Raw genomic sequence first — 26,275 nt, 5'->3', positions numbered from 1 at the left:
CTGGGGGTACGTGTGATTGATCTAGCACTCTGGCTGAATCCTCTGGACGGTGCGAATCCGTCGGGAGAGGATTTACGCAACGACCCGGCTTTCCACGAGCTGGAGCGGCTCACGGAAGCCCAGCTCAAGGTCATCCACGACGGCGGCAACAAGGCTTCGCAGTCGACCATCTCGGTGGACTGGGCGGCCGTCCTCGAAAAAGCGGAAGAATTGCAGTCGCGCGGCCGGGATCTGCGCCTTCTGGTCATCGTCACGCGCGCTCTGGCCAATGAAGAGAGGCTCGCCGGCCTCGCCCTGGGGCTGACCCTGATCGCAAGGACTTTCGACCAGTATTGGGATACGATGCATCCGGCTTTGCGGACAGGCGCCACGCCGCGCGAGGCGGCGCTGCGACGCATCAACGCGTTGCTTGACCTCCAGAACGGCCAGGAGGGCCTGCTGGCGAACCTTAGGCAGACTGTCTTCTTCTCACCGCGCGCGATCGGGCCGATCAGCGGGCGAGATCTGGAACAGGCAGCGCTCGACGAGCGCGTCATGCTCCAGGAAGCTGCCTCCGGCCTTGGGACCGCCGAAAAAGCGGCACTGACGGCCGCCCACAACCAGATGCTGAACCGGGTTCGCACAGGATGCGCGGCGCAAATCGATCAGGCCACGGACACCATCATGACACTCTTGGCCGATGCGCGCGCCGCGATTTCGGCGCTGGAGGCGGTGGATACCTCGCTCAATGCCCGCATCGACGGCAATGGCGCGGCCATTCCGGATTTGAAGAAGTTCCTCCAGCGCATGCTGACGACGTTGGAGCGGAATTCCAGCGCCGGCGCCGTGGCCAACGGTGAGGCAAAGCCTGCCCCCCAGGCGTCTCCACCGGCATCGACGCCACCCCGAAACGGTCATGGAGCCGAGACGATGGCAAGTGCGGCAAGATCCGTGGAAGCCAGCACCGGCCTGCCTGACCGGATCAACTCGCGCGACGAGGTCGTCAAATGCCTCGATCTGGTGGTCGCATTCTACGACCGCACCGAACCGTCGAGTCCTATCCCGCATCTCGCCCGGCGCGTGCGTCGGATGGTGCACATGGATTTCGTGGAACTGATGGAAGATCTCGCCCCGTCGGGGCTGAAGGAATTCCGGCTGCTTGCCGGTGTCCCCGATCCCAAGAAGCCGACCCAGAAGGATGAAAGGTAACAGGCATGCCAGCAGAGAGCAAAGCGAAGGTCATCGAAAGAAACCGCGCCCCGCGCGTGCAGATCGCCTACGACGTCGAAACCTATGGCAGCCCGACGACGATCGAGTTGCCGTTCGTCATGGCTGTCATGGCCGACCTTTCCGGCGCCTCGCAGACCAAGGAAGCGTCAAAGTCGGTTCTGGATCGCAATTTCGTCGAAACCGACGCCAATCGCTTCCCCAAATTCATGGAAGCGATGGGACCGCGCGTGAAGGCGCGCGTGAAGAACACGTTGCCGCAAGCGGAAGGCGCCGAGCGGGACGAGGAATTGGCGCTCGATCTCACCTTCTCCAAAATGGGTGATTTCGCGCCGGACAAAATCGCCGAGCAGGTGCCGCAACTGGCCGAGATCCTCAAGATGCGGCGTCAACTCGAGGAACTGCTGGGCTTCATGGATGGCCGCGTCGACGCCGAAAAGCGTATTGCGCAGCTTCTGAACAACGAGCCGCTGCTGAGCAAGATCGCCGGCCAGGCGATATCTGACGGCAAGGGCGAGGAGTAAGTCATGGCCGAACAGCAAAAGACCGCAGCCGCTACCGCCGAGGCGGAAGCCATCGATCTTGGCGAGTTTAGCGGCCTCCTTGAAAAGGATTTCAAGGTCAAGAAGGACGACAGTGAGAAGCTGCAGCAGTTGGTGCGCAACCTGGCGCTGGCCGCTCAGTCCCGTTCCGAGACGACGAGCATCTCGTCCAATGCGATCAAGTCGATCAAATCGCTGATCGCGGGCATAGACAAGATGCTGACGACGCAAGTCAACGAGATCCTGCATGCCCCGGAAGTGCGGGAGATGGAAGGCACCTGGCGAGGCCTTTGGTATCTCATCAACAATACCGAGACGGATACCAAGCTGAAGATCCGGGTGATGAACATCTCCAAGGAGCAGTTGGCCGACACGCTGGAAGACTATGAAGGCCAGATGTGGGACCAGAGCCCGATTTTCAAGAAAGTCTACACGGACGAGTATTCGATGCTGGGCGGCGAGCCGATCGGCTGCATCCTCGGCGCCTACGAGTTTTCCAACCATCCACGTGACGTCGGCCTGCTGCGCAACATCTCGGGCGTCTGTGCCTCGGCGCATACGCCGTTCATCGCGGCAGCCTCGCCGCGGCTGTTCCGCATGGACAGCTGGCAGGAACTGCCGAACCCGCAAGACCTGCAGATGATCGTGAACAATCCGGCCTATGCCTCATGGCAGTCGCTGCGCGAGAGCGAGGACGCACGCTATATCGGGCTCACCATGCCGCGCGTTCTGGCACGCCTGCCCTACGGCTCGGAAACCGTTCCGGTGAAGGGCTTCACCTTCGAGGAAGAGGTGGGTGGCGACCACAACAAATATGTCTGGATGAACGCCGCTTTCCCGATGGGCGTGAACATCAACCGCAGCCACAAGCTCTATGGCTGGGGAACACAGATCCGCGGCGTCGAGAATGGCGGCACGGTACTCAACCTGCCGGTTCACTCTTTCCCGACGGACGACGGTTCGATCGCAATGAAATGCCCGACCGAGGTCGCCATCGACGACCGGCGCGAGGCGGAACTGGCGAAGCTCGGTCTGATGCCGATCTTACACCGCAAGAACACCGATCTCGCAGCCTTCATCGGCGCGCACTCGCTTCAGGATGACGAGACGCGGGCCGGGCGTCTGGTCGACCCCGACGCCCAGTCGAACGAACGGCTGAGCGCCAACCTGCCCTACCTCTTCCCGGTGTCGCGCTTCGCGCATTACCTCAAGGCGATCGCGCGCGACAAGATCGGCTCGTTCAAGGAACGCACCGATATGGAGATCTGGCTGACCGAATGGATCAACCGGTACGTGCTGGCCAATCCGGCCTTTGCCGACGACAAGGCGCGGGCCAAGCGCCCGCTTGCTGCGGCCGAGGTTCAGGTCGACAGCGTCGAAGGCCGGCCCGGTTACTACAATGCCCGTTTCTATCTGCGCCCGCACTACCAGCTGGAAGGCATCAACGCATCCCTCCGGCTGGTGTCGGAACTGCCGTCGGTGAAGGGCTGAAATCGCAGTGAAGTCATCCTGTTTCGTTTTGAAAGCGGTGGAGAAAGACAATGCCGACCACAGAGAGAAGCGATGCTCCTTCAATGAAGATTGATGGGTTTTTGAAAGTTCCGGATATCAAGGGTCCGAGCAAGCGCGACGGCCATGAAGACGAGATCGAAGTGCATGGCGTCGATTACAAGATGATTGCTCCCTACGACCCGAACTCGCTTTCGCGACGCGGCCGTGTGTCGATGGGCATGATCAAATTCTCCAAGCACTACGACAAGTCGTCGCCATATCTGAAGAAGGCTCTGTTCGAGAACAAGGCACTCGACGAGGTGGTGTTTTCGGCACGCCGCACCATTGACGGCGAGACCAGCGACTATCTGGTCGTGACGCTCACCGACGCCTCGATCATGGAATACGACATGCGGCAGGCCGCCGACGAGGCGGACCTCATCGAGGAAGAAGTCAGCTTCGCCTATAAGAAGATCAAGTTCGTCTACGACAAAGACGACGAGATCGAAATGGACGTCTATGTCGGCAAGTGAGGCCAAGCGGCCCGGCGCGAAGGCGCAGCTTGCCGGCAGTTCGCGGGCAAAGCGCGAGGCGGTCCAGCCCTCCCTCTGGGACCGCCTCGTCAACGACTTGCCGGGGCTGACGTCGGAGATCGACGGGCTGCGCCGTCAGCTGGATGAAGAACTCGGCGACGAGCGCGTCGAGGCTCTTCTTGCCGGCAGCGCGCGCGCCGTCGATACCGACGCCGAACTCACATCCGAGCAGAAACGGCGCCTGCACCGGCTGGCCTTCCAGACCGAGCATCGCGCCGAAATCGAAAGCCGCGGCGTGGTCGTTTCGGCGCGCGTATTGAGAGAAGCCGTGCGGCGCGACATCGAGGCCCTGTTCAACACCGAGCGTTTCGAATCCGTGCCGATGCTCTCCGACGCCGAACATGAACAGCCCCTGGACGAACTGCCGTCGCTCACCGACTTTCCGGAGGTGCGCCGCAGCGTGATCAATTATGGCGTGCCGTCCTTTTCCGGCCGCTCGTCACGGGATTTCGACCGCGATGCGCTGGCGCGCGAAATCCGCGCGGTGCTCGCCACCTTCGAGCCGCGCCTGAAGGAAAGCGCCACCACCGTCAACGTCACGCTCGGCGACAAGAACGTCGGCCTCAAGATCGAGATCGACGCGGTGCTGATCATGGCCCCGACGCCGGAGCGTATGCGGCTGCGCACCACGATCAATCTCGACAACGGCCTGGCACGAACCGAATTCCGGGAGACGTGAGATGGATCGGGTCTTCGTGGAGTACTACGAAGAAGAACTGACCCATATCCGGGCGCTGGCCGCGGAATTCGCCGACATGCATCCGGCGGTTGCCCGCAATCTTTCCCTCGATACGGTCCCATGTCCCGACCCTTATGTGGAACGCCTGCTTGACGGCGTGGCCTTCCTGGCCGCGCGCACCCGTCTGAAGGTCGACGCGGAGCGCTCGCGCTTCTCGCGCGCCGTGCTCGATGTGCTTTACCCGGATCTGGTGACGCCGGCGCCGGCGACGGCGATGGCTGTGCTGAAACCCGGCCAGCAGGTGCAGTCGATGATCGCCGGCCACGCCGTCGCGCGCGGCACACGACTGGTCTCCGGCCTCCATCCAGGGCTTTCGACGCGCTCCACCTTCACCACCGCGCAGGAGGTCACGCTGTGGCCGATCGCCATCACCTCGGTCAGCTATTTCCAGGATCGCAGCGCGCTCGCCGCCGCCGGAATCGCGCCGATCGGTGATGTGCGCCGCGAGGCGGCGTTTCGCGTCACCCTCGCCCGGACAGGAAAAGGCAAGCTCAGCGAGCTGTCGCTCGACCGTCTCGACCTTTATTTCGCCGGGCGTGCCAAGGCACCGATGCTTTTCGATGCAATCTTCGGCGCCTGCTCGGCCGTCGGCGCGCGGGCCCAAGGCAAGACCGATCGGTTATCGGCGCTGCCCGAGCCCGAAATGGTCGGCATCCGCGACGACGAAGCGCTGATGCCGCGCACCCGTCCGACCTTCGAGGGATATCGGCTGCTGCGCGAATATTTCATGATCCCGGAGCGCTTCCATTATGTGCGGGTCGCCGGCCTCCAGCCGGTGGTGCGCAAGTGCGATGCGGGGATCGAGATCATCTTCCTGTTCCGCCGCCCCGTGCCCGAGCTCGCGGATGTGACGGCCGCCGATTTCGAGTTGTTCGTGACGCCGGTCATCAATCTCTTCGAACGCGAATGCAACGTCATCGAGATCGATCCGCGCAAAACGCGTCAGGTTCTGCACGCCGACCGCACCCGCGCGCGGGATTTCGAGATCTTCCGGGTCTCCCGGGTCGAGGATGCCGACGCGGAGAGCGGCGAGGCGACAATTCCCGAATTGTTCAGCCTGGGGCAGAACAGCGGCAGCGGCTGGGTCTATTCGACCGAGCGACGGCCGCGCCGGGCCACGGAAGACGAGCGGCGCGAGGGCCTGACCCGCACCTCCTACACGGGCGACGATGTCTTTATCGCCGTCTCACGCCCGGCAGGAAGCGCACCAAACCGGCCGCTCAAGCGTCTAGACATCACGGCGCTCTGCACCAACCGCGACCTGCCGATCCTGGACGATACGCCGACGCTGACGCTGGAGACGGCCGATCCGGTCGAAGCGGTACGCTTGCTCGGGGCACTACGGGCGCCGCAGCCGGCAATCCCGGCGTCCCTGCCGGCCGGCGCTGAAGGCGAATCCCGCGCCGACAATCTCGCCTGGCGGCTGGTGGCGCAGCTCTCTCTCAACTTCCTCAGCCTTGCCCAGGAAGGCCGTGGCGTCGATCCGCTGCATGCCTTGCTCGACCTCTATGCCGATCGGGGCGATCCGGGCCTTGCCCGCAACGTGCATTCGATCGTCCGTATCGATTCGCGCCCGGTGATCGAGCGGCTCCAGATCGACGGGCCAATGTGCTTCGGACGCGGCACCGAGATAACACTGCATGTCGACCAGTCCGTGCTGGCGGGTCAAAGCTCGCTGCTGCTTTCGGCCCTGCTTTCGCGGCTGTTCGCCCGCCACGCTGGGATAAACGGATTTGTGCGGACCCGCACGCGGTTGTTGCAGAAGCAGGAGGATGTGCCATGGCCGATGACGCCCGGCAATCGCTACCTGATCTAGAGGAGCCCGCAACGGTCGCAGCCGAACCGCTATCGGAGAGCTTCGACTTTTTCGAGCTGCTGCGACGCCTGGAGCAGCGCCGTGGATTGTTCGGCCATTCCGGAACGGCCGACCGCGAACCGGCGAGACTTGGCCAGCATGTGCGCCTGAGCTTCTCGGCCCGGGATGTCGTCAAGCTCCATGACACCGGGGGCAAGGCCCCGGCGCGAGTAACCGTCGCCAATCTCGGGCTGCTTGGACCGGAAGGACCGATGCCATTGCATCTGACGCGCTGGGTGCTCGACCGGCTGTCGCAGCGCTGGTTCACGGGGGCCGACGCCGAGCAGACCAGCGACACGACCTTCGTCGATTTCGTCAACATCCTGCAGCACCGCATGATGGCGCTTTACTACCGCGCCTGGGCTGACGCGCATCCGGCGGTTCAGGTCGAGCGTTCCGTCGGCGGGCGCGTTCGCGGCATGCTGGAGGCAATGTCCGGGATCGGCCTCCCCGGCACGCAGGATCCCGAACTAGACACTGTGCGACTGCGACAGGCTGGATCGCTCGCCAACCAGGTCGATGGCGTGGAGCGGCTTACCTTGTTTCTCGCCACCGCCTTCAAGGTACAGGTGCAGATCAAGGAATTCGTCGCCGCCTGGATCACCATACCGACGGCGCTGCAGACGCGTCTCGGCAAGGCCTATGCCGTTCTCGGACGCGGTGCGACGATTGGGCCGCGGGTCTTCAGCCGCCAAAGCAGGATCGAATTGCGCGTCGGCCCGCTGAGCCTCGATGACTTCAAGTCGTTCCTGCCCGGCGAACGGCGTCTTGGCCTGTTCAAGAAGGCGGTGCGCGACATGATCGGCGAGACGCTCGACGTCGATCTGCGCATCGTGCTCGCGCGCGACGCCGTGCCGCCGCCACGGGTCGGGACTGTCCAGCTTGGCCGGACGGCCTGGCTGGCACGGCCCGCCGAAAAGGGTGACGCCGACGATCTCAGGTTGCGCACCATCGTGGGTTGGCGGCCGGAAATCGCGGAGGCGGCCGCATGAGCCTGCTGCTGACGCTGGAACAGGGGCCGCGCTCGCAAGTGGTCAGGCAGACCCGGCTGGACGAGGGCGAATTGGTGATCGGGCGCGGCGCCGATGCCGGCTGGCAGATCGACGACCCGGACATGTTCGTCTCGCGCGCGCATTGCAAGATCAGCGGCGGCCGGGCTGATTATTTCGTTACCGACACGTCGAGCAGCGGATTGTTCGTCGACGATTCCGACAGCCCTCTAGGACCTGGCCGGTCGATGCGGCTGCAGAGCGGCATGCGGCTGCGCATGGGCGACTATGTGGTCTATGTCGAGGTTCAATCCAAAGCGAGCCAGACGTCGATCGGCCCTGCGCCGGTCGCCAGTCATCCCATGCCTGCGTGGTCATCGCCGGGAGCGCGAACGCCGGCCAGCATCGGCGGCGACGACTTCTTCTCGGCCAAGGTCGAGGAAGAGCCGCGGCCGCCGCGCCCGGCGGATCTGCCGAACCCGTTCGAGCAGCCTGTTCCTGGGGCTTATGACCGCCCATCGAGCCAACGCAGTTCGCCCGCCTTTGACGATCCGTTCAGCCTCGACCCGGTGGCGACGCCGGACTCCAGCGGTGCCGCTGCTCCAGGTCAGCCAGATCCGTTCGGGTTTGGTGAAATGTCTTCGCGCAACGATGCGCCCGAGCATGCGGCAAAGCCAGCCAGCCTCGATGACGATTTCAGCTTTGGACCGGTCGCGACGCCGCCTCTCACCAACGGCGCCGACTTGGCAGGACGTGCGCAGCATCAGGTTGAAAAGCCGCGAACCGCGCATTCTTGGGATATGCCGGCGCAGGAAGCGGCGTCACCACCGCCGCGCCGCGCCGTTCCAGCGTCAAAGCCGTCGCGCCCCGCGCGGCCTGCTTCCGGTGATATGGCGCTTCGTGCCGCATTTCTACGCGGCATGGGCGTCGACGAGGCCGATTTTCCCGGCCGCGATGCCATCGCCGAAATGGAAAAGTTCGGGCGCGAATACCGGCTGATGCTGGATGGCTTGATGCAACTCCTGCGCAAGCGCGCCGAGGAGAAGGGAAGCGCCCGCGTCGCCCAGACGGTGGTCGGTGCTTCCGAGGTCAACCCGCTTAAATTCCTGCCGACGGTCGAGGATGTCATCGTCACCATCATCTCGGAACGCAGTCCGGGCTTTCTCTCCGGCGAGGCGGCGATTTCCGATGCGGTGCGCGATCTTGCGCAGCACCATGTGCGCGCCTGGCGGGGGGTGCAGGCCGCACTCAGGCGCATGATCGACCGTTTTGACCCGGCCGCTATCGAGGAAGAACTCAAATCCAATTCCGCCATCGGCAATCTGCTCTCCGGCGGGCGCAACGCCAAGCTGTGGGAGCTCTACCAGAAACGCCACCGCGACATCGCCCAGAGTGCGGAATCGAGTTTCCTGGGCGAGATCGGCGCGGACTTCAGGGACGCATATGAAGAGGAGTAGGACATGATCGACAGACGCGAATTCGTCGTTGCCCTGGGCGCTACGGGGTTGCTTGCGGCTTGCCAGAGCGGCCCGCCGAAACCATCGGTTATCTCGGTCAACGTGACCGGCGGCGCCGGTATGAATCCAGGACCGGGCGGTAGCGACCGGCCGGTGACGGTTCTGGTGATGCGGCTTGCCAGCACCGGCAAGTTCAACTCGGCAGACTATTTCGCGCTGCAGGGCAACGCGAGTTCGGCGCTCGGGGCCGACCTCCTCGGCTCCGACACGATCTCGGTCGCGCCGGGCAAGACGGCGGCCAAGACCATAACGGTCGAACCGAACGCAGCGGCCCTCGGCTTCGTGGCCCTGATCCGCGAGCCTGGCGGACGCAACTGGCGCACGACCAAGTCGGTGTCGCCAGGGTCGAAATTCACCATCAACGTCAGCCTCGGCAAGGGCGGCATTTCCGCGTAGCGACAAAGCAGCAGATGGTTGCGTGCAGAGAGTAGCGGCATGAGCGATGCAAACAGGGTGCTGTGGTCGGAGGGCCTGTTTCTCAGGACCCAGCATTTCCAGCAGCAGGATCGGTTCTTCGAGGGCATGGTGCGCGGCGCATTGCAGGCCGGCCAGCTCCATACTTTCGGCTTCCAGCAACTGACCCTCGACCAATCGCTGCTCGACGCCGGCCAGGTCTCGATCGTGTCCGCCCGTGGCATTTTCCCGGACGGCACGCCTTTCTCCATCCCGGAACTGATGGATGCCCCGAAGCCGCTGCCGGTCACGGCCGATACCGGTGCCGGTCCGGTGTTGGTCGCACTGCCGCTCGAGCCGCCCGGTGGCGTCGGATTCGACCCGGCGCATGCGGCATCGACGGGCGCGCGCTACCACGGCAAGGTCGTTTCGGTGCGCGACGCCGTCCAGAGCGGCGCCGATCCGGAAGAGATCGAGATCGCCCGACCGCAAGCGGCCCTGATCGCGCCCGGCAAATCGGTCGGCGGTTACACCGCCTTGCCGATCGCCGACATAAAAGGTGTGCGCGCCGACGGCGGCGTCTCGCTTGATGAGACGTTCCTGCCGCCGACGCTGATCACCGGCGCGGTCCACTGGTACCGGCAATTGCTGCAGGAGGTCGTCACCGGCCTCGACCAGATCGCCGAAGCGCATGGCAAGATGGTGATGGGCGGCGCCGGCCGCAGCGTCGAAGACCTTTTGATGCTACACCTCGCCAATGCCGCTCGCCCACGGCTTGCCCATATGCTTGCCCAGGATGTCTTTCATCCGGCCGAACTCTATCTCGAACTTGCGGGACTCGCCGGCGAGATGGCAACCTACGGCTCGAGTTCGCGGCGGCTCGGCGAACTGCCGGCCTATGACCACATGGCACCTGGCCCCCCCTATATGGCGCTGGCGGACGCCTTGCGTTCGCTCATCCTCAGCCTGCGCTACATCGAGCCGAAATCGCGCGCGCTGCCGGTGATGCGGCACGCGACCAATGTCTGGAAAGTGCGCATCGACAACCCGAAGCTTTTGGTCGCCAGCCGGATCGTCATCCGCGTCGGATCGGAACTGTCGGAAGACGCGCTGCGCAAGATCTTCGTCAACCAGGCGACAGTCGGCGCCGCCGATCAGTTCGAAGGGCTCTGGAAGTCCCGCCTGCCGGGCATTCCGCTGAAGCCGCTTCATTCTCAGCCCCGCGAGATTCCCTATGATGGCGACCGGCTGTGCCTGGAACTGGATCAGAAAAGCGAGCATTGGGCCTCGTTGCTCGACGCCCCCGGCTTCGTCATTGGCGTTTCCGGTGTCCTGCCGAGCGAGCCGCAGGTCGACTGCTATTCAGTGAACAGGTGAGGCCATGAGCCGGGATGATCCTTTCGGACTGTCGGAGGATCGAGAGCGCACCCGCATCAGGCTGTCTGGCGCCGTGCCACGGCCGATGGCGCCGCTGGTATCGGGCGCGCCGGTCAAAAGGGCGCGCGCTCATCCCAACACGCTCATCAACATCTTCGCGCCATTGCTCGAATTCGCGCCCGAACTCGAAAGCGCGCTGGCGCCGGAGAACCCGGAAGTGATGCGGACGCGCCTGCTCGACGAGCTGGTTCAAGCACGCGACGCCACGATGGCAGCGGGCTCCTCGCTGGAGCGCGCGGACCAGGCGGCCTGGGCCGTGGCGGCGTTGCTCGACGACCTCGCGCTCAACACGCCCTGGGGCGGCGCCAGCGCCTGGCCGCGCCAGCCGCTGGTGGTCATGCTGCGCGGCGACGTCGATGCCGGCACCCAGTTTTTCACCCGCCTTGACGAGTTGGAGCGTCATCAGAACCGCGACCGCGAGATGCTGGAGCTTCAATACTACTGTCTGGCGCTCGGCTTCCGCGGCAAATACCGGGTGCCCGGCCGCGCCGGCGACCGCTCTCTCAATGCCGTGCGTGTGGCAGCCGCGCGCTTCCTGCGCAATGCGGACGCCGAGGACGCGCCGCTGTCGCCGAACTGGAAAGGCGTGATCGCTTCAGACGAGCCGCAGTGCTTCATCGTTCCGATCTGGGTGATGCCGCTTGCCGCGGTTGTCATCGCCGCCGCCGCTTATGTCGGTCTATCGATGGGCTTGAGCGGCCAGGCGGTCGAACTCTCCGCGCTCGTGCGCACGCTGCCGCCGGCCTCACGTGGCGACGTCATCCGCGCCGCACCCAAGCAAGATGCTCCCGAACCTGAACCGCCACAGCCGGTCGATTTCGCGCTGCTGCCCGAGTTCAAGGCCGAAGCGCCGGCGAACCTCAAGGGCGCGCTCAGCGGCACCGAGAGCGTCTCGCTGGCCAAGCTGATCATCCAGTCCTCCAACCCCGAGCTCTTCCAATCCTCGCGGCCGACACTGTCCCAAGGCTATGAGCCGCTGATCGAGTCGATCGCCAAGGTGATCCTCGCCAATCAGGAGCTGATTGGAAACATCACGATCGTCGGTCATACCGACAATGTGCGCCTGCAACGGTCCAATCCGCTCGCGAGCAACCAGCGGCTCTCGGAGGCACGTGCCCAAACCATAGCGGACCTCCTGGTGCAGGCGGGAGTGCCACAGGAGCGCGTCCATTCCGAAGGCCGCGCCGACGCCGAGCCGGTGGCCGACAACTCGACGCGCGAGGGACGCGCGCTCAACCGGCGCGTCGAAGTCCTGGTCGAGAAGAGGCTCTGAGATGTTCATCCTGCGCTTCCTCTGGGCGGTCATCACCTCGCGGTTTCTCTGGACGCTGATTGGCATTGCGCTGCTTTCGCTTTTGATCTGGGTGTTCGGCCCCATCGTGCAGGTCGGGCGGTACGCGCCATTCGAATCCGACAATGTGCGCATTGCCATCATCGCCGGGCTGATCATCCTGTGGCTGATCTGGCTTATCATCGCGCAACGGCGCGCGATCCGCGCCAACCGCATGTTCGTCGCCGAGATCGCGGCACCCGTGGCCGAAAAGCGGCTCACCCCCGGCGAGGAGAGTGTCGCGGCCGTCGGCGCCAAGTTCGGCGAGGTGATGGCCGAGCTCAAGCGGCGCAAGCTCGGCGGACGGAAATTCCTGCGCGAAATGCCGTGGTATGTGATCGTCGGCCCTCCTGCCACCGGCAAGACCACGGCGTTGCGCCAATCGGGCCTCAACTTCCCAATCGACCTCACCGATGATCTGCAGGGCGTCGGCGGCACACGCAATTGCGACTGGTTCTTCTCCGAGAACGCGGTGTTGATCGACACCGCCGGCCGCTACGTCCAGCAGGAAAGCCAGCCGGACGTCGACGCCGCGGAATGGCTGGGCTTCTTGGACCTTTTGAAGAAACACCGGGGTCGCCGCGCGCTCAACGGCGTCATTGTAGCGCTGTCGATCGATGCGCTCTCGGAGGGCGACGAGGCGATCAAGGCCCACGGCCGCAAGATCCGCCGCCGGCTGGCGGAGCTGAACGATCGGCTGGAAATTCGTCTTCCTGTCTACCTGATGCTGACGAAGGCCGACCTGATCAAAGGGTTCGAAGCCTTTTTCGGCGGCCTGTCGACGACCGCGCGCGAGCAGGTATGGGGAACCACTTTCCCGCTCGATGCCCGCGTCAATGCCGGCACGATCCAGACGGAGCTCGCCAAGCTTGCCACCGAGCTGGAGCGGCGGCTGGTGCCCCGGCTGGAAGACGAGGACAAGCTCGGATCGCGTGCCGAGATCTTCCGCTTTCCGGCGCAGCTGGCGAGCCTCTCCGAGCCGATCCAGGTGCTGGTCGAGGCGATGTTCGGCGAAAGCCGCTATGAGGAAGCCGCCTGGCTGCGCGGCCTCTATCTGACGTCGGCGACGCAGGAAGGCGCGCCCATCGACCGCCTGACCGCGGCGTTGTCGTCCTCCTTCGGACTGCCGCCGCGCCGTGCCATGCCGACGGCGCGCGTCGAGAAACGCAGCTTCTTCCTGAGGAACCTCCTCACCGAAGTCATCTTCAAGGAGGCTGGCCTCGGTACATACGATCCGCTGGCGCAGCGTCGCCGCGCCTGGATCTGGCGTGGCGCTGCCGCCGCCTGTGCGCTCGCGGCTCTGCTGGCAGGCGGGGTGTTCACATGGTCTTACCTCGACAACCGCAATGCAATCACCGCACAGGCCGGTCAGTTCGAAGCCCTGCAGGGGCCGCTCACCGACGTCGCCGCCATGCCGGCCGCGGTCGAGCAGCCGACCATGGATGGCGCGCTGGCGGCGATGGACGCAGTGACGACGGCTCGAACGCAGCCACCGGACGCCGTCCATAACCTGCTCGGCCCGACCGCTTCGGCGGAGCTGGTGCGGGCACAGACCGATACCTACGACCATGCGCTGCGCAATGTGCTCGAGCCGCATATGGTCGCCCTGCTCGAGGCCACGATGTGGCGGCAAATCCGCGATCCGGATTTCATGCTCGGCGCGCTGAAGACCTACCGGATGATGACCGGCCTGTCGCAGATGGACACCGATTTCGCCCAGAACTGGTGGGTGAACAGCCTGCCGCAATTCGCGGCGGCTCCGCCCTTCCCCACTGCCGACGCCGAAGAGCATCAACTTGCCGCTATCCGCCGCATGGCCGTCGACGACAGCTACATCGCCCCGGATAAGCAACTGGTCGCGGAGGCACTGAAGACCGTATGCACGATCTCACTGCCGGAGCGCGCCTACAAGCAGCTGCTGGCCGACCCGGAAGTGGCAGCCGTCAAGGAATGGGTGCCGGCCAATTTCGCTGGGCCGAACGGCGCCAAAGTGTTCGCGCGCCGCTCCGACAAGACGTTGCGCGTCGGTGTTCCTGGCCCTTATACCTATGCGGGCTTCCACGACGCGATCCTCGACCGGGTCGAGGATGTAGCGGGACAGGCGGCCCTCGATCGCGCGGTCTTTGCCGGCGGCTGCTCGGAGAATTCGGAGACCTCGGTTTCGGCGCTCTCCGAGGACATCTTGAAGCTCTACTATGACGATTATATCGCCCAATGGGACTCTTTCCTGCGCGACATGCGGCTTGCGCCGCTTACCGATCTCAACATCGCCAGTGAGAACCTCAAGGACCTTTCAAGCGCCGACTCAGCGCTGAAGCGGCTGTTGACGGCAGTGGTGCAGGAGACCGACCTCACCCGCTCCGACGACACGTCGGCCGACAAAGGTGGCGCTGCCGTCACGACCGGCTCGAAGCTGCTCAGCAAACTCGGCAAGCTGGGCAAGGTCGTGACCACAGGCGCGAAGCTTCTGCCGCGCGCCGGTTCCGCCAGTCAGGTGGACATGACCGGCAGCCTCGTTGCCGAGCATTTCAAGCCGCTCAAAGGCACCATCGCCCAGGTCGACGGCCAGCCGCCGGCGCTCGACGCCGCCGTTGTGGCGCTGACGGCGCTGTCGAATGTGCTGCAGACAGTGACTGCCAATCCCAATCCGCAGGATGCGATCAAGAAGCAGGGCGGCCTTGCCGAACTGACCGGCGCGGTCGCCAGGCAGGCGCAGATCCTGCCTTCGCCGATCAATGACTGGCTGGGCGGCATTGCCGGCGACACCAGCGGCCTCTCGCAGAAGGCCGTAACCAACGAGCTCAACGCCATCTGGCGGGCCGACATACTCCCCTTCTGCCAGGCGGCGCTGAACAACCGTTATCCATTCAGCCCGGACAGTGCGGTCGACGTCAATGTGCGCGACTTTCAACGTCTGTTCGGACCGACCGGCATGATCGATGCCTTCACCAACGACCATCTGATCAACTATGTCGACACCGCCAGCGAGCCGTGGAAGTGGCGGGCCGATTTCGGCCTCGATCCCGCGGCGCTCGCCGCGTTCGAGCAGGCGAGGCATATCCGCGACGACCTGTTTCCCGGCGGCACCGGCCCGGTGATGAACTTTACGCTGGAGCCCAAGGACCTCTCACCCAACGTGGCGCGGGTCACGCTCAACCTCGATGGCCAGAACCTCGTCTACTACAACAATGCGACCAGGCCGCAGCCGATGACGTGGCCCGGCAAGGATGGCACCGGGGTGATTTCGCTCGCCTTCCAACCGGTCGATGGTTCGCCCGAAGTGATGCTCAACGAGACCGGCAGCTGGGCGTGGCTCAGAATGCTGCGCGGCGGCCGCTTCGCCGCGACCAAGCTCACCGACGTCTACAGCCTGCGGCTCGGCACGAAGGGAATGTGGGCCGATTTCGAACTCAAGGCCGCCAGCGTCGAGAATCCGTACACGCTCGAAATGTTCAAGAAGTTCACATGTCCGCCGCAGATCTGATAGTGCCCGGCTTCTACGGCAAGATGCCCGCCACCGGCGATTTCGTGACCCGGCGGCTGCCTGGAGACTTCGTGCGCACATGGGACCGCTGGCTGGCCCAGCACATCGTGCCGTTGTTCGAGCTCGAAGCCTGGCCCCAGAGCATGGCGTTGCGCTTCCTGGCTGGCCCCACCACCTTCGGCGCCTCGGCCGGCATCGTGCTGCGGAGCGCTGACAGGGTCGGAAGGCGGTTTCCGTTGAGCATCGTGGCGCAGCTCGCCGGAACTCCCCTTCAGCTGGCCTACGCCGATACATGGTTCGACAGCATCGAGGACGCTGCCTTCGCCGCACAACGCGGCGAGATGACGCCCGACGAACTGGACGCCGCGCTTGTCGCCCTGCCGGTGCCATGCGTCGAGCAGAATGGCGACGTCGTTGACGACCTGGTCGTTTGGACAGCGCGTTCGGATATTTTCGATGTCGATCCGCAGGCGCCTCAACCGACCCTGGAGCAGATCTTCGCCGCGAACTGGGAGACCAGTTGATGCAGATCTGGAACCAGATGGGCTATCCGCATCAGTTCACCATGGGCATGGACAAGGCCGGCCATGAGTGGATTGTCATTGTGGTGAAAGGCACGTTCGATTTTCCGGCGAAGCCTGGCGGCCTGGTGCAGAAATCGGCGCAGCAGGTCCCGCTCGTCATGGCCGATACGCAGACCGGCGCGCCCGGCTATTCGGCGACGCTCTGGGAGACTGATTTCGCCTTCCGCAAACCGCGCTGCGACGTGATCGCCAACGGTTGCGCCTATGCGCCGGGAGGACGTCCGGCGGAGCGCGTGCCGGTCGGCATCAAGGTAGGCAACTGGTCGAAGCTGTTCGAGGTTGTCGGCCATCGCGAGTGGCGTTCGATTGGGCCGGTCTTCACCGCAACCGCGCCGCAGCCCTTCCTGAAACTGCCGATCTCCTACGACGTCGCGTGGGGTGGCGTCGACCGGCTGGACCCGGAAGACAAGCTTCCCGCCAGCTACAAGTACAATCCCGTCGGCACGGGCTGGTCGCGCTCGAAGAACCAGCGTTTCGTTCCGGGCCTGCGGTTGCCGAACACCCAGGCCGTCGGCGAAGAGATCCGCTCGCCGTTCGGCGACTACAAGCCGATGAGCTTCGGGCCAATGGGCCGGGGCTGGCCGGGCCGCATCGAATATGGCGGCACCTACGATCAGAACTGGATCGACAACGTTTTTCCCTTCCTGCCCCAGGATTTCGACGAACGCTATTTCCAGATGGCGCCGCCCGACCAGCAGATCGACCATCCAAGAGGCGGGGAGGAGGTGGTGCTCGTGAATTTGACTCCAGAGGGACGTGTTGGCTTCCGGCTGCCCTCGACGGCACTGCCGATCACCTTGTTCAAGGGCAACGAGAAGTCGTTGGAGGCGAGCATTCACCCGGACACTATCCTGCTCGATCCCGAGAACCGTCGATTCTCGCTCGTGTGGCGTGTTTCGCAGCGCATCCAGAAGACTATCCTCGATTTCTCGGAATGTTGGGTCGGTCCGCCGACGGAGTCGATGCTGCGTGCCCGTGCAACCGGCAGGGACTATGTCCGAAGCGAGGGAGCCGCGTCCGAGGAGGTGGAAGACGCATGAGTACGAGGCTCGACATAGCCTCTGTCGGCATGGTGACGGCCGTCGGTCTCGATTCACCCTCGGCCTGCGCTGCAATGCGTGCGCGCCTCGACGGCTTCCAAGAGACGAGATTCGTCGGCTCGGGAACCGATCTGCTGATCGGCGCGCCCGTGCCGCTGCCACGGGACTGGATCGGCGAAAAACGTATGGCGCACCTGGCCGCAGCCGCGATCTGCGAGGCGTTCGAGACTATCCCTCAGGCGCGTGGCCAGACCGCGCTCATCCTTTGCCTCGCCGAGGAAGATCGCCCGGGCCGTCCGGCCGGCGATAGCGTGCGCCTGCTCCGCAATGTTTCGGAGATTACCGAAATCGAACCCAACATGCGCTCACGTATCGTCGCGCATGGCCGGACTTCCGGACACATAGCACTTGATCAGGCGCGCAGGATGATCGCTTCGGGTGAGGTTCCCTATGTGATGATCGCGGGCGTAGACAGCTATCTGACGGCGCCTGCCATCGCTTATTATCTCGGCGAAAATCGCCTGCTTGCCGCTGACAATCCGAATGGCTTCATTCCAGGCGAGGCTGCCGCCGCCGTTCTATGCACGGGCTCGCGTGGCGACGGCCTCCGCCTCTTCGGACTGGGTTTGGCGCGTGAATCCGCAACGATCTACAATGCCGAGGATCTGCCGCTGCGTGCCGACGGCATGACGTCCGCTTACAGCGCTGCATTCAAGGAAACCGGCATCGAGATGAACCGGCTTGGCTACCGCATCGCCGATCTCATCGGCGAACAATATTGGTTCAAACAGAGCGCCCTGGCGAGCCTGAGGTTGCTACGCGGCCGTCACGATTTTCAGGACATCTGGTCGCCCGGCGAATCCCTCGGCAATGTCGGCGCGGCCGTGGTCCCGCTGATGATCGGCATGGCCTGGATGGCGGCCCGCAAGGGATACGCCGCCGGCAATCCAGTGCTGATCGAAGCGTCGAACGATGCCGGTGCCTGCGGGGCGGCAATCCTCGCCGCGAGGGCAGCCTGATGACTGTCTACGCGAACGGTCTCGAAGTTGCCTGCAAGGCACAGGCCAACAAGGTGATCGCCGCCTTTCCGGACGTCTGCTTCACGCCGCCCGAAAACCCCGCGACGCCGCCGGGCGTCCCCATTCCCTATCCCTCGTTCGGACTTGATTCCGATACCGACAACGGCACCGGCACCGTCAAGATCGGTGGCGAGACCATTACCCAGAAGAATAAGTCGTACTACACCAAGACCAGCGGCACAGAGGCCGGATGCGCCGCCAAGAAAGGCGTGATCACTTCGGTCAATACCGGCAAGGAATATGCTGTCGCCTGGTCGAGCGACGTGAAAGCCGATGGCGAACCCGTCAGCCGCATGACTGACCTGTCGACCAACAATCATGCTTCTCCGACCGGCAACGCGCCGCCTTGGCCAAAGATCGGAAAATTGAAGGTCGGCAAGCAGTCCTGCGCGTCAATTCTGGCAAAGCTCGGCATGAAGGTGCACCGCTACGGTGACGCCAGCAAGGAATGCTCGTCCAATCAGCAATCGGACCACATCCTGCAGAATGCCTGTTTCCAGAATTCGCGCGGCGGCCAGGCCATCAGCACGACGCCGAGCTATACGATGAACGATGCGCCCTGCGTCTGCCTCCAAGACGCCACCGATCCCAACACCGAGCATGGCCGCAAAACAGCCGCCCAAGGCGAATGGGCAAAGGCACAGCGCGCGAAAGGCACGAACCCAAGCTACGAGGAAGTTCGGGAAGCCAATATGGAGGCCATGAAAAAGGCCAAGAACATCCCGGATGGACCACGAGGCAAGGAGCACCCCGCCATCGAATGCCTGAGGATGATTTGCGACATTCACTTCAAGGAGATCATGAGCGGACCGGAGAAAAAGAAAGACAGCACCGAGGCGCGTGCACCAGCAACCGGCAAGTTCAAACCAACCCCATCGAGCACGGTTCGCAGACGCTAGGAGAGATAACATGGCTGATTATAGCGTAACGGTAAATGGCACGGTTGCAGCGGATGACGGGACCATTTTCTCCGCCGTCGCGTATTACGACGGAGAGAGTTTTTACTCATTCGTCATTTCGGAATCCGACGTGGCCAGCGACGACAATCAGACTGAACGAATTTACGAAAAACCATGTTGGTTCACCGACATATGGCGCTCCGGTTCCGGTCGTCTCTATGTGTGCGACGACAACGGCATGGTGCATTCGGGCTCGGGGAGCGAATGGACGTCAAGCCAAGTTTCGCCTCGCCACTTGAATACCGTCTGGGGCTTCGACGACAACACCGTCTACGCCGGAGGATCGGAGGAGGTTGTCTATCGCTGGGATGGCGCACGCTGGGCCGCCGTTAGCCCCGCGCTCGGCAACACCATTCTTTGCATTGCAGGGTCGTCGCCGAGTGACCTTTATGTATCCGGCGAAGGAGCGCTTTTCTGGCACTATGACGGCAGGCAGTGGACTCAAATCCAGTTGCCGACCAACGCGATCCTAGTTGGACTGCTGGGATTGTCGTCGACGGATGTCCTGGTCTCAGGCAGCGCAGGGACCCTGTTCCGCGGGGCGGGCCTTGCCTGGACCGACGTCTCGCAACGCGGTCGGGATTTCTACAAAATGGCATTCTACCGGAAGACAATCCACATTGCCGGCGGCGGACAGGGGGTGTTCACGTTCGACGGGGCAACGGTTTCCAACCTGAAAGACGGTTTTCCCGTCTACCGTCTTTCGTCGAACGGCTCGTATCTAACGGTGGCCGGCGGGAACTCTGCCATAAGATATGACGGCTCGGAATGGGTCGGGCCTGACTACACCTGACGGCCTGAGACGGCCGGCGTGTCTGGTTTGGGCTTCGCAGCCAGATAAGCCCGCACCCTTCTGAGGTCGAGATCGGCAATGCGCAACGCCTCTTTGATCGACAGCATGCGCACGACGAATAATTCCCCGGCTTCGGGATATTCGGCGTAGCGCTCGCTCGCGATCTCGATGCCGACCTCGCCAGCCACTCGCAGTCCGTCAAGATGTGCTTCCAAACGCTCGACGAGTCGGGCAAGCCGCTCCTCATCCATGTCCGGATTCTTGCCGGGGTTGAGCAGGTTGTAGTCGTAAACAGTCCAGAGGAACGCAGCCATCTCAGCGTGTTGGCGGACAATCTCGCGAAGAACGGGCGCTGGCATCAGTTCAGATTGACCGAGCCACCGCGGAGGCGGTTGGTGGCACTTGCGTGGCTGGTCACATAGGTGCCGCGGATGGTGATGTGCCCATCCTTTTCCATGATGATCGTAGCTTTGCCGCACCGCAGCTCAAGACGTTCATTCGCAGTGATCCTCATTTTCTCACCGTCTCTGATGACGTGGGGAACATTTGACCGGTGCGCGGGATCGATGATGCGCCCGACAATCAACGGTCGACCGGGATCTCCATCCTGGAACAACAGCGCCACCTCCGCGCCGATCATGTCCGACGTGAGCTCAGTGAGGCTGCGCGCGGCCACTGCTGTTTCTCGAGGGTTTCCCGGGAAGACGACAAGGGGCGCGTCCTCGCCGAAGCCCAGGAATATGCCAATCACCACGCCTTCAATTCGCTCTACGATCTTTGTCATCGAGGCCCCTCAGTTCTGCTTTATCTCCGAGCCTTTCATGGTGATGTCGCTCGATGCCTTCACATTGATCTTACCCGACCCATTGACGGTAATATCCTTGCCGGAAATGTTGATCGTGCCGTCCTTCTTCATAGCGATCGCAGCCGAGCCGCATGTAATTGTGATGGCATCGCCAGCTTCAATGATCAGGGTCTTGCCGACCTTTATGGCTCCGTCCTCGCCGACCTCTACCAGACTGCCTTTGGCTATCTTCAACGCCCGCGAACCGCCGACATCGGTCGCATCGTCCTCGGCGATCTTGGCGTCCCGTCCCTTGCCGATCTGGGAGGCATGCGCTCCACCTATGTTGAAGCTCTGGTTTGCGACAACATCGACCGATTGGTTTGCCCCCACCGTCCAACTGTCCGATGCGCCAATGCTGTGGCTCTGTCCCGCACCGACGGTCACGCTCCGCGAGGCCCCGATCGTGTTCGTCTGCACCGCTCCGACACTTCGCGTCTCGGAAGTCCCCACCGTGTCGACGCGCGCGGCACCCACCGTGATGGTCTGGACGATCGCCACGGTCTGGGAATGACTGGAGTCAATGTTTTCCGTCGAATTGCCAACGACATGGATGGTCTCGTTGGCGCCGACGGTCAGCGAGCGGTTCGCGCCCACCGTCTCGGTGTCATTGCTGCCGATATGGGTGGTCTGATCGACGCCGACCTTGACGGTCTTGTTGTTGCCGACGTCCTCGTCAAGATTGTGGCCCACGGAATGCTTGGCGTCGTGATCGATGCGATCGGACTGGTCGTGCTGCACCGTCTTGTTACGGTCGTGCTTGATCAGCAGATGGTGGTCCTTCTGAGCCTGGAAATTGACGAGTTCGGAACCAGCCTTGTCCTCGAACATCAGTTCGTTGTAGCCGCCGCCGCCTTTCGAGGAATTGGACTTCCAGCCAGATTGCGTCGCGTTGCCCGGCAGCGCGTAAGGCGGCATCTCGGCGGCGTTGTAGACGCGGCCGGTGATGATCGGCAGGTCCGGATCGCCCTCGATGAAATCGACGATGACCTCCTGGCCGATGCGCGGGATCTGGATGAAGCCCCAGCCGCTGCCGGCCCAGGTCTGCGACACGCGCACGAAGCAGGACGAGTTCTGGTCCTTCTTGCCGAGGCGGTCCCAATGGAACTGCACCTTCACTCGGGCATATTTGTCGGTGAATATCTCCTCGCCCGAAGGACCCACCACCGTCGCGGTCTGCGGGCCACGCATGATCGGTCGCGGTGTGATGCGCGCTGGCCGGTAGGGCAATTTGGTGGGCGCAACGCCAAGCACCACCTTGAAATTCTCACTATGGGCCTCATTCTGCGTCCGGTAACCCGGATCGAACAGCCGGTATTCGGCGCTGACCACCAGATATTCCTGGTTCTGGTCGTCGCGCGGAAAACTGTCCAGCGTGAATTTGCAGCCGGAAAAAAGGCCGCGCACAGTGCCAACCGCTGTGCTGTGCTGGTGAACGGCCTGCAGTTCCTCACGCCGGATGCCGGCGATCGTGTCGCCGCGCCCGACATCCAGATGCGCTCCGGGCTGCCGATAGTTCTCGCCCGAAGCCTCCTTGTGGCTGAAGGGTTGGGAGGACTTCGCCATCAGGTCGGCGCCGGGCTTCTCGAAATCATAATCCGTATGAGCGTAGGCGCCCGGACGCACCGCACTGCCTGGAATCCATTCGGTGATGTATTCGACATCGCGTCGCGAGCCATGGCCCTCGAAATTGTAAAGCACCTTCTCGTAGCCTGGCGCTGGCTTCAGCTTGTTCATCGCGTCGCACAGCACGAGCGTGTGCTTGCCCTCATCATGCTCGAAGAAATAGAAAATGCCTTCGTGCTCGAACAATCGCTGCACGAAATCGAGGTCGCTCTCGTCATATTGGACACAGTATTCGCGCGACGGATAAGAACCCTGCAGTCGCTTCTCGAATTTTGCGATGCCGTATTTCGCAAAGATCTTTTCGACGATCTCGACAGCGGTCATGTTCTGGAAAATGCGGCAGTCGGTGGTGTTGCCGAGGAACCAGAGCCAAGGCCTGACGCTGGCCTCGTAATAAGCCAACCGATCCTCTATGCGCGTTAGCTTGAAATCCGACACCAGGCCGCTGAACCAGCGCTTTGGATCGGATTCACCTTCGACGGAAACGACGCCCCCCAGCATCTTCAGCGGATCGACGTCACGGCTCTTGCTGACGAACCCGACGGTATAGGCGAAACATCGGCTGATCTCGTCACGACCGACGAGATGAGTAAAGGTCAGCACGTCGGCGCCGACGGGCGTCTGTACAACCGTGGCACGTTCGTTCGGCATGGGTCGTGCCCCTCCTCGACGCGGCCAGTGTGATGGATTGAAGCCCCGCCCTCACGTTCGGAAGGTTTTCGAATTCACCGCATCGGATCGCTGCAAGCGTAGCATATGTTTGATGAAGGCCAAATAAGAGCAAGGGCTAAACCATGGCGTGCGTTCATGTGAAACGCACCTGTCCCACTGCGCTGGCAAGCTGCTAGAATGTCCAGGATTCAGGATTGCCAGTGGTTTCGAATGTTCATTTCGCTCCAGATCAGCAATGTTGACAGGGTGCCGCCAGGCATCGCGACGAGCTACGGCGCCCGCGACCGCAGCTTCGAAATCGGGCGCGAAAATTGCGACTGGACGCTGTCCGACCCCGACAAGTTCATCTCGGGCCGGCATTGCGAAGTCCGCTACCAGGCGGGCTCGTTCTGGCTTCTTGACGTCTCGCGCAACGGCACTTTCGTCAACGGCTCCAGCCAGCGCATGAATGCGCCGCACCGGCTAACCCAAGGCGACCGGCTGCTGATCGGCCGTTATGTCATCGTCGTTTCCATTGACGAAGAAAGCGTTACCACCGGTCGTCCGCAAGCCAGGACCGGTTCGACACAGCACGAGTTGCCACCGTCGACGGGAAGGCCGCTTGAACCCGGCGGTGTGCAATTCCCCAATCCGGCGCGGCGGCGCCCCGTCGAGGCAGCGCCGCTGTCGACGTCTTCGGCACTGCAGCCCAGCCCGGCTGTCCCGGCCATGCAGCCGGTGGAAGCGGACGGGATACTTCGCGATATCGCCAAGGCAGCCGGCTTACCGCCGGAGTTGTTGCAGTCGCGTGACCCGCATGACGTCGCCGCCGAGATCGGCGCGGTCTTGAGAACCACCGTCGAGCAACTGTCATTGCTGCTCAAGGCGCGCGCGGCGGCCAAGGTGCTCGCCAAAAGCGCGCACCGTACGATGATCGGCGCCGAGGACAACAACCCGCTGAAATTCGTTCCGGGCACCGATGACATATTGGAGATCATGTTTGCCAAGCGCCGGGCCGGCTATCTCGATGCCAGGCATAGCATCGAGGACGCGTTCCACGACCTGAAGACCCACGAAATCGCGACCTACGCCGCCATGCAGGCCGCGCTCTCGAGATTGCTCGACGACTTGTCGCCGGAGGCGACCGCCAAAAGAATCCCGCCGGCGTCCTTTTCATCCAGGAAAAGCCAAGCCTGGGATGCGCTCGTCGCAACGTGGCGGACGATGGAGGACAAGCACGAAAACGGCATGCTGGATGTCTTCCTTGCCTATTTCGCCGACGCCTACGCCAAGGCTGGCAAGCAGAAATAGCCATGCTCGGCAAACGTCGCGAACACGTCTCTTACAGGCTGTGCGACCGGCCTCGTGGGAAATCCGCTTCTTTGGTCATCCTGCTTTCCGATTTCAATCGGCTTGCTGTGCGATTAGGATAGCATGTGGGAGCTTGCCTGGCTGGCAAAGCGGCGTGGCTTGGAGCGTGTGCAGGAATGTCATGTTTCGGCAAGATCGGTCTTTCCGTGCGGCTCGTTGTTGATACTCAGCCCGGTGCGCATCTTTCATCGGGCCTGAAAGAAGCTCCTTGGACCTCTACGATGGTGCGCCAATGAGCTCGAAGGACGACCCCTCCGAGCCGCCGGACAAAACCGTCATCCGCGCGCCGCGGCCAAGGCAAAAGCCGCTGGTGTCTCCCGGTAGTTCCGGTCCGCAAAGCGTGCGACCTCGTCCATCGCCCGCCAGGGAATCGACCGTATTCGACCCCGGCGTCGGCCGGCAGGTGCCGCCGGGCTGGTCGTCCGGAACCGTGGTCGTCCAGGAGGCCAAGCACGGAAGGGCGCCCGCAGCGGCACCGGCATTGCAGCAGGACGCCTTGCTCGACGCCACTGCTGGCGTGGAGTACACCGCCGCAAATCCTCTCCTTGCCGCTGCGGGCCCTTTGCTTCTGCTGTTCGGTCAGTTGCGGCTGATCCCGGTCGAACGGCAAGCGGCGGCCTTGGCGCAGCATATCGCGGACGCCATCGAGACCTTCGACCGTACTGTCGCCAAAGCCGGCATCGAGGAAGAAGATGCGCGGATCGCGAAATTCGCACTTTGCGAAACGGCCGACGATCTCGTCGGCAACCTGCCGTGGCCGAACAAGGAAACCTGGCCTCAGCACAGTCTGGTGGTGCAGTTCTTCCACATGCAACCGACAGGCGCCGGCTTCTACGAAGCGCTGAACAATATCCTCGCCAAGCCTGAAGCGCATTACGACCTGCTCGAATTGATGCATGCCTGCCTGTCGCTGGGATTCCAAGGCCAGTACCGGGGATTGCCTGGTGGGCCGAACATGCTCGAACGCGTCCGGCGCGACGTCTACGACACGCTACGCTATTTCAGGCCGCGCCCCCCCGAGGACATTTCTCCGTGGTGGCAAGGCATGGCTGCGGCGATGGCCAAGCCACGGAGGCGGCTGCCGCTCTGGGCGATTGCTGCTGCCGCGACGGCCCTGGTGACTGCCGCCTTCTTCGGTCTACGGATATTGATCACCGATGAAGGCGATGCAACCGCCGGCGAGTTGCTGGCGCTCAATCCTTCCACCCCGGTTACCATTGAACGCGCCAGTGTGGCGGCACCCGCTGAACCGGTGCAAGCCAACCCGCCGCTGCCAGTTCCTCCAAGCACCACGCAGATCGACCGCATCCGCGCTGCACTCGCCAAGGAGATCGCCGCTGGCGGACTGAGCGTCGGCACGAAGGGCGACTTTATCGTTGTCGAGATCAGCAACCAGCTTTTGTTCGCATCCGGCCTGGCTGAGTTGAAGGCACAGTTCCAGCCCATCGCGGCGGATATCGCCACGGCGCTCGACGCCGAACCCGGAGCGATCAGGATCGTCGGCCATACCGACAATGTAAGGCCGAAGAAGTCGAGCACGTTCAAATCGAATTTCGATCTCTCCGTCGCGCGCGCGAAAGCGGTGCAGGCCATGATGGCCAAGCAATTGAAGGATCCATCGCGTCTGAGCGTCGACGGCAAGGGCGAAGACGAGCCCATTGCCGACAATGCGACGGCGGATGGCCGCGCCAGGAACCGCCGCGTCGACGTGATGATCCCAAAGGACGAAACGTTGTGAGCGGGCGCAGCGAG

General features: G+C 63.2%; 22 protein-coding genes. 19 read left to right on the top strand and 3 right to left on the bottom strand.

The annotated features are described in order from the left end of the window. The first annotated feature begins 12 nt into the window (after window positions 1–12). The 17 genes from tssA (at window position 13) to FJ934_RS07890 (ending at window position 20,031) form a co-directional block, all read left to right on the top strand. A complete protein-coding gene (tssA, locus tag FJ934_RS07970) occupies window positions 13–1,188 on the top strand; it encodes a type VI secretion system protein TssA (RefSeq protein WP_140608483.1) in 1,176 nt (391 codons plus the stop codon). Window positions 1,189–1,193: 5 nt separating this feature from the next. Further along, on the top strand, window positions 1,194–1,730 hold the full coding sequence (gene tssB / locus FJ934_RS07965; RefSeq protein WP_140608481.1) for a type VI secretion system contractile sheath small subunit: 537 nt from the start codon (window positions 1,194–1,196) through the stop codon (window positions 1,728–1,730). Between the two features lie 3 nt (window positions 1,731–1,733). After that, window positions 1,734–3,239, top strand: coding sequence for a type VI secretion system contractile sheath large subunit (tssC, locus tag FJ934_RS07960; RefSeq protein WP_140608479.1), 1,506 nt, complete (start codon window positions 1,734–1,736; stop codon window positions 3,237–3,239). An 83-nt stretch (window positions 3,240–3,322) separates the two neighbouring features. Further along, the gene (locus FJ934_RS07955; RefSeq protein WP_181165554.1) at window positions 3,323–3,772 is read left to right on the top strand and encodes an Hcp family type VI secretion system effector; all 450 of its coding nucleotides are present in this window, start codon (window positions 3,323–3,325) and stop codon (window positions 3,770–3,772) included. Then, the gene (tssE, locus tag FJ934_RS07950) at window positions 3,759–4,511 is read left to right on the top strand and encodes a type VI secretion system baseplate subunit TssE (protein WP_140608475.1); all 753 of its coding nucleotides are present in this window, start codon (window positions 3,759–3,761) and stop codon (window positions 4,509–4,511) included. Before FJ934_RS07955 ends, tssE begins: the two co-directional genes overlap by 14 nt. A 1-nt stretch (window position 4,512) precedes the next feature. After that, window positions 4,513–6,387, top strand: coding sequence for a type VI secretion system baseplate subunit TssF (tssF, locus tag FJ934_RS07945; protein ID WP_140608473.1), 1,875 nt, complete (start codon window positions 4,513–4,515; stop codon window positions 6,385–6,387). After that, window positions 6,351–7,418 carry a type VI secretion system baseplate subunit TssG gene (gene tssG, locus FJ934_RS07940; RefSeq protein ID WP_140608471.1) on the top strand — a complete coding sequence of 356 codons (1,068 nt, stop codon included), beginning with the start codon at window positions 6,351–6,353 and terminating at the stop codon, window positions 7,416–7,418. Before tssF ends, tssG begins: the two co-directional genes overlap by 37 nt. Then, window positions 7,415–8,872: a type VI secretion system-associated FHA domain protein TagH gene (gene tagH, locus FJ934_RS07935; protein ID WP_140608468.1), complete on the top strand. Its 1,458-nt coding sequence runs from the start codon at window positions 7,415–7,417 to the stop codon at window positions 8,870–8,872. The genes tssG and tagH (FJ934_RS07935) overlap by 4 nt, the downstream gene beginning before the upstream one ends. A gap of 3 nt (window positions 8,873–8,875) precedes the next feature. Beyond that, window positions 8,876–9,328, top strand: coding sequence for a type VI secretion system lipoprotein TssJ (gene tssJ / locus FJ934_RS07930; protein ID WP_140608466.1), 453 nt, complete (start codon window positions 8,876–8,878; stop codon window positions 9,326–9,328). Between the two features lie 39 nt (window positions 9,329–9,367). Then, window positions 9,368–10,702 (top strand): type VI secretion system baseplate subunit TssK, encoded by a 1,335-nt coding sequence (tssK, locus tag FJ934_RS07925; protein WP_140608464.1) that lies wholly within the window; start codon window positions 9,368–9,370, stop codon window positions 10,700–10,702. A gap of 4 nt (window positions 10,703–10,706) precedes the next feature. After that, window positions 10,707–12,035 carry a type VI secretion system protein TssL, long form gene (tssL, locus tag FJ934_RS07920; protein ID WP_140608461.1) on the top strand — a complete coding sequence of 443 codons (1,329 nt, stop codon included), beginning with the start codon at window positions 10,707–10,709 and terminating at the stop codon, window positions 12,033–12,035. Window position 12,036: 1 nt separating this feature from the next. Further along, complete coding sequence (gene tssM / locus FJ934_RS07915; protein ID WP_140608459.1) at window positions 12,037–15,576, top strand: type VI secretion system membrane subunit TssM; 3,540 nt, start codon at window positions 12,037–12,039, stop codon at window positions 15,574–15,576. Then, window positions 15,558–16,100 carry a type VI secretion system-associated protein TagF gene (gene tagF, locus FJ934_RS07910; protein ID WP_140608457.1) on the top strand — a complete coding sequence of 181 codons (543 nt, stop codon included), beginning with the start codon at window positions 15,558–15,560 and terminating at the stop codon, window positions 16,098–16,100. The genes tssM and tagF overlap by 19 nt, the downstream gene beginning before the upstream one ends. Beyond that, window positions 16,100–17,200 (top strand): DUF2169 domain-containing protein, encoded by a 1,101-nt coding sequence (locus FJ934_RS07905; protein ID WP_140608454.1) that lies wholly within the window; start codon window positions 16,100–16,102, stop codon window positions 17,198–17,200. Before tagF ends, FJ934_RS07905 begins: the two co-directional genes overlap by 1 nt. Next, a complete protein-coding gene (locus FJ934_RS07900; protein ID WP_140608452.1) occupies window positions 17,197–18,219 on the top strand; it encodes a 3-oxoacyl-ACP synthase in 1,023 nt (340 codons plus the stop codon). The genes FJ934_RS07905 and FJ934_RS07900 overlap by 4 nt, the downstream gene beginning before the upstream one ends. Beyond that, entirely contained in the window at window positions 18,219–19,178 is a 960-nt protein-coding gene (locus FJ934_RS28315) for a DUF4150 domain-containing protein (protein ID WP_246671451.1), read from the top strand. Before FJ934_RS07900 ends, FJ934_RS28315 begins: the two co-directional genes overlap by 1 nt. 10 nt (window positions 19,179–19,188) lie before the next feature. Then, window positions 19,189–20,031 carry a hypothetical protein gene (locus FJ934_RS07890; RefSeq protein ID WP_140608450.1) on the top strand — a complete coding sequence of 281 codons (843 nt, stop codon included), beginning with the start codon at window positions 19,189–19,191 and terminating at the stop codon, window positions 20,029–20,031. On the opposite strand, the gene FJ934_RS07885 is transcribed toward FJ934_RS07890, so the two are convergent. From FJ934_RS07885 to tssI, 3 genes are read right to left on the bottom strand one after another with little or no spacing between them, the layout of a single operon-like run. After that, a complete protein-coding gene (locus FJ934_RS07885) occupies window positions 20,022–20,390 on the bottom strand; it encodes a hypothetical protein (RefSeq protein WP_140608447.1) in 369 nt (122 codons plus the stop codon). The two genes, FJ934_RS07890 and FJ934_RS07885, sit on opposite strands and share 10 nt — an antisense overlap. After that, a complete protein-coding gene (locus tag FJ934_RS07880; protein WP_140608445.1) occupies window positions 20,390–20,815 on the bottom strand; it encodes a DUF6484 domain-containing protein in 426 nt (141 codons plus the stop codon). Before FJ934_RS07880 ends, FJ934_RS07885 begins: the two co-directional genes overlap by 1 nt. A 9-nt stretch (window positions 20,816–20,824) precedes the next feature. Beyond that, window positions 20,825–23,152, bottom strand: coding sequence for a type VI secretion system tip protein TssI/VgrG (gene tssI / locus FJ934_RS07875; RefSeq protein WP_140608443.1), 2,328 nt, complete (start codon window positions 23,150–23,152; stop codon window positions 20,825–20,827). 231 nt (window positions 23,153–23,383) lie between these two features. Between tssI and tagH (FJ934_RS07870) the strand changes: the two genes are divergently transcribed. Both tagH (FJ934_RS07870) and tssL (FJ934_RS07865) read left to right on the top strand, forming a co-directional pair. After that, a complete protein-coding gene (gene tagH, locus FJ934_RS07870) occupies window positions 23,384–24,463 on the top strand; it encodes a type VI secretion system-associated FHA domain protein TagH (protein WP_140608441.1) in 1,080 nt (359 codons plus the stop codon). A 292-nt stretch (window positions 24,464–24,755) separates the two neighbouring features. After that, window positions 24,756–26,261 (top strand): type VI secretion system protein TssL, long form, encoded by a 1,506-nt coding sequence (gene tssL / locus FJ934_RS07865; RefSeq protein WP_140608439.1) that lies wholly within the window; start codon window positions 24,756–24,758, stop codon window positions 26,259–26,261. Window positions 26,262–26,275: the final 14 nt, after the last annotated feature.

Source organism: Mesorhizobium sp. B2-4-12 (assembly GCF_006441575.1).
Classification (GTDB): domain Bacteria; phylum Pseudomonadota; class Alphaproteobacteria; order Rhizobiales; family Rhizobiaceae; genus Mesorhizobium.
The sequence above is the reverse complement of the archived record's forward strand: the minus strand, read 5'-3'. Positions and strand labels throughout refer to the sequence as shown.

Excerpts from the sequence above, each read along its gene's own strand:
- tssB (WP_140608481.1), top strand. The coding sequence starts at position 1,194 with ATGCCAGCAGAGAGCAAAGCGAAGGTCATCGAAAGAAACCGCGCCCCG.
- tssC (WP_140608479.1), top strand. The coding sequence starts at position 1,734 with ATGGCCGAACAGCAAAAGACCGCAGCCGCTACCGCCGAGGCGGAAGCC.
- FJ934_RS07955 (WP_181165554.1), top strand. The coding sequence starts at position 3,323 with ATGAAGATTGATGGGTTTTTGAAAGTTCCGGATATCAAGGGTCCGAGC.
- tssE (WP_140608475.1), top strand. The coding sequence starts at position 3,759 with ATGTCGGCAAGTGAGGCCAAGCGGCCCGGCGCGAAGGCGCAGCTTGCC.
- tssF (WP_140608473.1), top strand. The coding sequence starts at position 4,513 with ATGGATCGGGTCTTCGTGGAGTACTACGAAGAAGAACTGACCCATATC.
- tssG (WP_140608471.1), top strand. The coding sequence starts at position 6,351 with ATGGCCGATGACGCCCGGCAATCGCTACCTGATCTAGAGGAGCCCGCA.
- tagH (WP_140608468.1), top strand. The coding sequence starts at position 7,415 with ATGAGCCTGCTGCTGACGCTGGAACAGGGGCCGCGCTCGCAAGTGGTC.
- tssJ (WP_140608466.1), top strand. The coding sequence starts at position 8,876 with ATGATCGACAGACGCGAATTCGTCGTTGCCCTGGGCGCTACGGGGTTG.
- tssK (WP_140608464.1), top strand. The coding sequence starts at position 9,368 with ATGAGCGATGCAAACAGGGTGCTGTGGTCGGAGGGCCTGTTTCTCAGG.
- tssL (WP_140608461.1), top strand. The coding sequence starts at position 10,707 with ATGAGCCGGGATGATCCTTTCGGACTGTCGGAGGATCGAGAGCGCACC.
- tssM (WP_140608459.1), top strand. The coding sequence starts at position 12,037 with ATGTTCATCCTGCGCTTCCTCTGGGCGGTCATCACCTCGCGGTTTCTC.
- tagF (WP_140608457.1), top strand. The coding sequence starts at position 15,558 with ATGTCCGCCGCAGATCTGATAGTGCCCGGCTTCTACGGCAAGATGCCC.
- FJ934_RS07905 (WP_140608454.1), top strand. The coding sequence starts at position 16,100 with ATGCAGATCTGGAACCAGATGGGCTATCCGCATCAGTTCACCATGGGC.
- FJ934_RS07900 (WP_140608452.1), top strand. The coding sequence starts at position 17,197 with ATGAGTACGAGGCTCGACATAGCCTCTGTCGGCATGGTGACGGCCGTC.
- FJ934_RS28315 (WP_246671451.1), top strand. The coding sequence starts at position 18,219 with ATGACTGTCTACGCGAACGGTCTCGAAGTTGCCTGCAAGGCACAGGCC.
- FJ934_RS07890 (WP_140608450.1), top strand. The coding sequence starts at position 19,189 with ATGGCTGATTATAGCGTAACGGTAAATGGCACGGTTGCAGCGGATGAC.
- FJ934_RS07885 (WP_140608447.1), bottom strand. The coding sequence starts at position 20,390 with ATGCCAGCGCCCGTTCTTCGCGAGATTGTCCGCCAACACGCTGAGATG.
- FJ934_RS07880 (WP_140608445.1), bottom strand. The coding sequence starts at position 20,815 with ATGACAAAGATCGTAGAGCGAATTGAAGGCGTGGTGATTGGCATATTC.
- tssI (WP_140608443.1), bottom strand. The coding sequence starts at position 23,152 with ATGCCGAACGAACGTGCCACGGTTGTACAGACGCCCGTCGGCGCCGAC.
- tagH (WP_140608441.1), top strand. The coding sequence starts at position 23,384 with ATGTTCATTTCGCTCCAGATCAGCAATGTTGACAGGGTGCCGCCAGGC.
- tssL (WP_140608439.1), top strand. The coding sequence starts at position 24,756 with ATGAGCTCGAAGGACGACCCCTCCGAGCCGCCGGACAAAACCGTCATC.